Origin of the sequence: Candidatus Cryosericum odellii (assembly GCF_003570935.1) — a bacterium.
Taxonomy (GTDB): domain Bacteria; phylum Caldisericota; class Caldisericia; order Cryosericales; family Cryosericaceae; genus Cryosericum; species Cryosericum odellii.
On the sequence record NZ_QXIU01000238.1, the window covers coordinates 1 to 2,619 of the forward strand.

Sequence of the window (2,619 nt, forward strand, 5' to 3'; positions counted from 1 at the left end):
TACAATCCACTTGGCAATGCCCCAACGACAAATGCCGAATTGAAAGGGATCACTGGTTACCTCCATGTCATCGTCAGTGCCCCAGCAATGACGAACAGGATACTCACGACAAAGAACCGGTCGACGATCTTTGACTCGGTCCACCCGAGCTTCTCGAAATGATGGTGTATCGGAGCCATAAGGAAGACCCTCGTTCTGCGGCCAGAGGCTTTGAAGACAAGCACCTGAATCATCACACTTATCGCCTCTCCGAGAAACAGTCCTCCCAGCAGGAGCGATGACAACTGGTTCCCGGAGGCAAACGTCCACGCGACGAAGATGGAACCAAGTGCAAGCGATCCCGTATCTCCCATGAACACTGATGCTTTTGTGCCATTGAACCATAGAAATGAGATAGCAAATGCAGCAGCTGCCAGAGGAAGGATGCCGGCCAGTCCTGATGGATGCAGGAGCGAGGCTATTCCGGCCACAGCAAATGGGGGAAGACTCGTTTTAGCGAGCAAGCCGTCAAGGCCGTCCGTCAGGTTGAATGCATTCACCATGCCGACCGCGTACAGCATGGCAACAACGTAGAAGGCCCAGCCACCAAGAAGAATTGCACCACTCGCCAGATGAAGGGTCGGAATGATCGATGGGTACGCCAGATAGAAAAAGAGCCCAGCTGCTGCTGTCTGAATCAGGAGTTTCTGGTAGCCACGCAGTCCGTCATTTCTGTGTTTGACCTCTTTAGTCCAGTCGTCCAGAAAACCGGAAAGGAGGCTGACGGCTACGAAGACCACTGTAGCGACGTCCAGCCGTGTCAAGCCCGTTCGCCCCATCACGAAGAAATAAGCTGCCACGGCTCCAGCAATGTTGAGAACCAGCATCAGACCGCCCCCCGTAGGCGTACCTGCTTTGGACTTATGAGAAGCAGGCCCTTCGTCCCGTATCAGTTGCGTAAACCGTATCCTGTGCAACCACGCAATAAGGAGGGGGAAAAGAGCCAAGTCGACAAGGACAAGAATCAGTACCAGCAACATGGCAGACTTCGCGGTCATCCGCATACCTCCTGCGACTGCGGACCATCAGCACCACAACTATAGCCGTGATCGCGCAATGCGAGGCGCGCTTCTTCCCGATCATCAAAAACGACATCCTCGTGTTCATAGTACATGACTGTCTCATGCCCGCGACCGAGAACCAGGACCATATCACCAGGCCTGGCCACAGCAATGGCTCTTCGAATTGCCTGCCTTCTGTCTTCGATGACCGTGAAATGGTCGGTGGTGAACCCTCTCGCAATGTCGCAAACGGCAATCGAGGCGTCTTCATGGCGAGGGTCCTCCACAGTCACGAACGACCAGCGGCAAGCGTCCTCTGCGAGGCGAGCCATGATCGGCCGCTTCTCGCGGTCATCGGCGCCAACAGAGCCAAACACGGCCAGCAGGTCACCCCTCACAGTGGGCAGCACGGCGCTGAACAGTGCAGAGAACTCCTCTGGCGTGTGGGCATAGTCCACGACGACCTCGAACGGCTGTCCACAATCAATCCGCTCATAGCGCCCGGGGACGTACAGCGGGGCCGCAAGAGACTGTATAGCTTTGCCCAGATCACATGTTGGCTCAACAGCGTCGACCGAACTGATCGCGGCCAGGCAGTTGGATGCCTGGAACGCTGGCCCGATCGAGAGGTCCACGTCAAAGGTGACTCCGTCCCGGGCGACAACCTGAAACGCAGTTCTTCCCACCGCAGAAACGACGTGGTCACCACGCAGATCAGCTGCTCGCTCCAGGGAGAATGTCCTGACGTGCGAGCGCCCGGCGGCGTGTTTGAATGCAGGAAACGATGGATCGTCAGCGTTCAGAACGGCCACCGATCCTTCGTCGAGTGACGTGAACAAACGCAGCTTGGCCGCTAGATATGCATCCATCGTGCCATGGTATCCCATGTGGTCCTGCGAGAAATTTGTGAAAACCCCACAATCAAAGCGCATGCCATGAACTCTGTCGAAAGCGAGTGCAAATGAGGAAACCTCGACCACCGCAACCTGTGCTCCCAAGTGGACCGCATGGTCCAGATACCAGTTGAGCGCAAAGGCCTCCGGCGTCGTGGCCGGCAGAGCGTCAGGAGGAAAGAACTCGCCGTCAGGCATGATGTAGCCCGTAGTCCCGATCATGACGCACGCAATGCCAAGCCCCTGCAAGAGACGACGAATCAAGTATGCTGTGCTCGTCTTGCCGCTCGTTCCAGTGATACCGATCATCTTCATGCGACGAGCAGGGAAGTTGAAAAAGGCCTGCGAGACCAGACTCAGGAACTCACGGCAGTTCGAGACAACGACTACTGGCACATCCTGAACCTCAGGATGCTCAGTTTCAGCGACCACGCAGGCCGCCCCAGCACAGAGAGCGCTGGCGATGTACGACGCTCCGTCCAGCCTGGTCCCGGAGATGGCGACGAACATAGCCCCCGGCCCGCATTCACGCGAATCAGGCGTGACCAGGCTGATCATAGTCCTATGGTGCAGTGAGGAACGCTTGGGATCCCAGGACCCAGGAGGCAGCATATGAAGGAGCTCAGCAAGCTCCCGTTCTCTGACTGCGAATTTCATGGTTTCAACCTCAGATACTGTATCAACTG

At 56.5% G+C, this 2,619-nt stretch carries 2 protein-coding genes; both read right to left on the reverse strand.

Annotation, left to right across the window (positions count from 1 at the left end):
- Positions 1–56: 56 nt before the first annotated feature.
- Positions 57–1,037 (reverse strand): phospho-N-acetylmuramoyl-pentapeptide-transferase, encoded by a 981-nt coding sequence (gene mraY / locus SMC5_RS09775; RefSeq protein WP_165849067.1) that lies wholly within the window; start codon positions 1,035–1,037, stop codon positions 57–59.
- The coding region (locus SMC5_RS09780; protein WP_207799208.1) for a UDP-N-acetylmuramoyl-L-alanyl-D-glutamate--2,6-diaminopimelate ligase at positions 1,034–2,619 on the reverse strand (1,586 nt) is incomplete at its 5' end. The genes SMC5_RS09780 and mraY, both read right to left, overlap by 4 nt.

Coding starts and splice junctions, on each gene's coding strand:
- mraY (WP_165849067.1), bottom strand. CDS start 1,037: ATGACCGCGAAGTCTGCCATGTTGCTGGTACTGATTCTTGTCCTTGTC.